General features: G+C 48.8%; 5 protein-coding genes. All 5 read left to right on the top strand.

Features of this window, described 5'->3' with window-relative positions:
- Positions 1 to 526 (top strand): TrkA family potassium uptake protein (locus tag JW883_01835; GenBank protein MBN1841005.1); only part of this gene is annotated, 526 nt, incomplete at its 5' end.
- Between the two features lie 13 nt (positions 527 to 539).
- Complete coding sequence (locus JW883_01830; GenBank protein MBN1841004.1) at positions 540 to 2,024, top strand: TrkH family potassium uptake protein; 1,485 nt, start codon at positions 540 to 542, stop codon at positions 2,022 to 2,024.
- Entirely contained in the window at positions 2,021 to 2,620 is a 600-nt protein-coding gene (locus JW883_01825) for a hypothetical protein (protein ID MBN1841003.1), read from the top strand. Before JW883_01830 ends, JW883_01825 begins: the two co-directional genes overlap by 4 nt.
- Positions 2,617 to 3,327, top strand: a complete 711-nt coding sequence (locus JW883_01820) for a hypothetical protein (GenBank protein ID MBN1841002.1) — start codon at positions 2,617 to 2,619, stop codon at positions 3,325 to 3,327. The genes JW883_01825 and JW883_01820 overlap by 4 nt, the downstream gene beginning before the upstream one ends.
- Before the next feature lie 18 nt (positions 3,328 to 3,345).
- A partial coding sequence (locus JW883_01815) for a TrkA family potassium uptake protein (GenBank protein ID MBN1841001.1) occupies positions 3,346 to 3,718 on the top strand: 373 nt, incomplete at its 3' end.

Genomic DNA, 3,718 nt, shown 5'->3' with positions numbered 1-3,718 from the left:
GGTCGTGTGTGGGGACGGAAGTGACGCAGGGATTCTCAAGGAAGCAGGAGCAATGGGGGCCGACGCTATATTGGCGATCACCCCCAATGATCAGGATAATCTGGTAATTTGCCAGTTGGCTTTTCTTAAATTCGACGTGCCAAGAGCCATAGCGTTGGCTAACGACCCCGACAATACTGAGATATTTGAAAAACTCGGTGTTTCCGCCTTCTCTACAACACAAATCGTTGGCAGCCTGATAGAGCAACGAGCGTCTCTTGAACAGATTCTCAATTTGTTGCCAGTGGGAGAAGGCAGGGTAAATGTGACCGAAATTGTTTTGGGAACTGACTCTCCTGTGGTTGGTAAGATGCTCAAGGATATAGATCTCCCTGAAAACGCTCTAATAGCAGTCGTCATACGTGACAACCAGCCCATGGTCCCCCGAGGAGGGAACGACCTACAGACAGGTGACCGTGTAGTGCTGATCACTCTACCGGAAAATCATGGCCCTGTTTTGAAGGCACTGACCGGGGAACAACGGTAGCAGAGGAGATGTTTTGCGAGAAAAAGAATATCTAAAAAGGCGCTATGCCGCCATCCTCTCTTCGACAGGCGTGATTCTTCTCTTGTCCAGCGTGGTTATGTTGACCCCGCTTCTTATTCTGATACCGAACCCGGAAGAGTCGGCCAATGTTCTATCGTTCTGCCTTCCCGCTGGATGCCTCGCCCTTCTGGGAGGAATCTTGTGGCGACTGTTCAAGTCAGAGTCGAACACAACCCTATCGGTGCAAGAGGGTGGCATTATCGTCCTTGTAAGCTGGCTTACGGTCATTGTCTTCTCTGCCTGGCCCTTTACCTCTGTTCTAGGGCTTCCGTTTTCCAGGGCGATTTTCGAGTCCGTAAGCGGTTGGACAACTACCGGATTATCGGTTGTGGATGTCACTGCCGCGGGTCCAATGATCCTGTTTTGGCGTAGCGTCGTCCAACTGGCAGGTGGGGCGGGGTTGGCCATCATTATGATGTCAGCCATCGTTGGCTCCACGGGAGTTGGTATTTCCAGCGCCGAGGGTCGAAGCGATCAGCTTGTGCCACATGTTAGGCAGTCGGCTCGTCTGGTTTTAATCATTTATTCCGCTTATGCCATGGTTGGTTCCCTTGCCTATTGGGTAGCGGGAATGTCACTTTTCGATGCCGTGAACCATTCTTTCGCCGCCGTATCCACAGGTGGCTTCTCAACCAGGCCTGAGAGTATTGGGTATTGGAACTCAATCTCTGTCGAAGCTGTCACCTTGCCGCTCATGCTGCTGGGCAACCTGAGCTTTGTAACCGCTTGGTTCCTTTGGCGTGGCAAATTACGCTTTGTGTTTAAAAATGGTGAAGTCCGCCTTCAGTCCGTCCTCATGCCATTATCCGCCGCAGTTGTATTTATTTTTACGTGCCAAACCCTTTACCCCCACATTGGAAAAGCGATGCGGGTCGCCGTATTCGAAACCGTATCGGCGTTAACTACCACGGGTTTCTCAACGGTCAGTTATGGCAACTGGAACTCTTTTGGAGTGATCCTTCTGATCAGCCTGATGTTAATTGGTGGTGGCACATGCTCCACGGCTGGCGGGATCAAGCAGTTCCGTATCTATCTCCTATTTAAATTATTGTTTTGGGATATCAAACGCCACCTTATCCCACGAACCGCTGTCACGGAACTCCCGATATGGGAAGGAAACAGGCGTGTTTTTTTGGACGACGCCAGGTTTCGGCAAGTAGCGATGTTTGTTTTCCTTTATATGGCCGCCTACGGATTGGGCGTCATAATTCTGTGTTCTTACGGCTACAACCTGAGCGATTCTCTTTTCGAATTTGCATCCGCCCTGGGAACCGTTGGACTTTCTGTTGGGGTGACTTCAGCGCAAATGCCTGACGGTGCGCTCTGGGCCGAGATCTTTGCCATGTTTCTTGGAAGACTCGAGTTTATAGTCGTAATCATTAGCCTGCTCAAGATCGGCAAAGATATTGGTCTGATGGTTAAAAGGGGATCGAAATGACAGGTGTACAGGAACATCTTAAGAAGTGGACTGAGGAAATGAAATTGTTGGTATGCGATATATCAGGTGAGATGCATGGGATGGTTCAAAAACCCGGTGCGATACTCGTCAATAGCCCGGTGCAATGTTTGAACCAGGCTATTATCGAGCACCCTGATGCGGTTGTTATTCGGTTCGGAGATATCGCGCTTCGGGAACGTGATGCTCTTATCGAGCTGTGCGGTGTACTAAAACAGAATCAGTACACCAAGGGCATTGACGTTATTGCGCCGCTTTGTTCAAAACACAGATCAGTAGTAGAACGGCTCAGGAACGCGGGTATTGAATATGTACGGTTTCTTGCAAAAGGTAAGCAGCCTCAAACCGCAATCGACGTCACGACTATTAAACCTGAATCCAAAGATCAGGTGGATGTCCAGCTCGAAATACTGTGTCCTTATTTGCATTACAGTAAGATTGATTCACGGCACGAGATGACGGTTTGTGGGGCCTATCTAGACCGGATGGTATTAGGGGGGCACAGGCTTCATGAAATCTGTGAAACCCAAGGGCACCTCCATTGTGAGTATTACTTGAACCCGAGGTGTAGTTCATGACGTTTCGGGCAAGATTACTCAAGATTCATCCAGCCGTCATCGTGCTGGCGAGTTTTCTCTTGGCAATCATAGTAGGCTCCATAATCCTCAAGTTGCCGATTTCCACCATTAATGCCGAGATTCCCTGGGTGGATTCATTTTTCACTGCAACTTCAGCCGTATGTGTCACTGGGCTTGTCGTAGTTGATACCGGTAGCTATTTCACGTTTTTTGGGCAATGCGTCATCCTGGTCCTTATTCAGATCGGTGCCTCCCCTGGTTCTTGCGGAGGCGGGGTCAAAACGACAACGTTGGCCCTTCTGGCGGCATTCACGGCGAGTAGGATCAGAAGAAAGCGCCGGGTTAACATATTCAAGAAGAGCATACCCAACGAAACCGTGACACGCAGCATCTCCCTAATTTTGGTTTCCTTCGGGATTATCGGCCTGGTGTTGTTCATGCTCCTTGTGGGAGATTCAGCGAGTGGGCATGTGATGCCAAATTCCCATGGCTCTTTTCTTGCCTATTTATTCGAAACGGTCTCTGCGTTTGGCACGGTTGGCCTCTCAATGGGCGTGACGCCGGATCTGACCATATGGGGCAAATGCTGGATAATTTTTATGATGATAATCGGCCGCGTTGGCGTGCTGGCGTTTGCCTATATCGTCGTGGGAACCGCCACATCAAATGGTGTGGAATATTCCGAAGAAAACCTTATGGTTGGATAGAATTTTGGAGATCATATTATGAAACATTTTGCGGTTATTGGCCTTGGTAATTTCGGTTTTCACGCCACCAAGGCATTATTTGAAGATGGGAACGAGGTCCTCGCTATTGACGCCGACAAAGGCAGAGCACAAGCGATAGACCCTTTTTCTACAGAAGCAATGGTTTTGGATGCAACCGATAAGGAGGTGCTCAAGTCACTTGGTCTTGAGAATATGGATGCTGTTATTGTTTCCACTGGTACAAAAATCAGTATCAGCATTTTGATTTGCCTGTATCTTCAGGAAATCGGAGTAAAAAAAATATTGGCAAAGGCCTTGGATGATGATCACGCTAAAATATTGAAAAGGGTTGGAGCGACAGAAATTATTCATCCGGAACGTGATATGGCGC

This window comes from Deltaproteobacteria bacterium (genome assembly GCA_016930875.1).
In the GTDB taxonomy this organism is placed as follows: Bacteria; Desulfobacterota; Desulfobacteria; order Desulfobacterales.
The sequence above is the reverse complement of the archived record's forward strand: the minus strand, read 5'-3'. Positions and strand labels throughout refer to the sequence as shown.

Bases quoted from the DNA above. Each gene is read 5' to 3' on its own strand.
- JW883_01820 (MBN1841002.1), top strand. From the start codon at position 2,617: ATGACGTTTCGGGCAAGATTACTCAAGATTCATCCAGCCGTCATCGTG.
- JW883_01825 (MBN1841003.1), top strand. From the start codon at position 2,021: ATGACAGGTGTACAGGAACATCTTAAGAAGTGGACTGAGGAAATGAAA.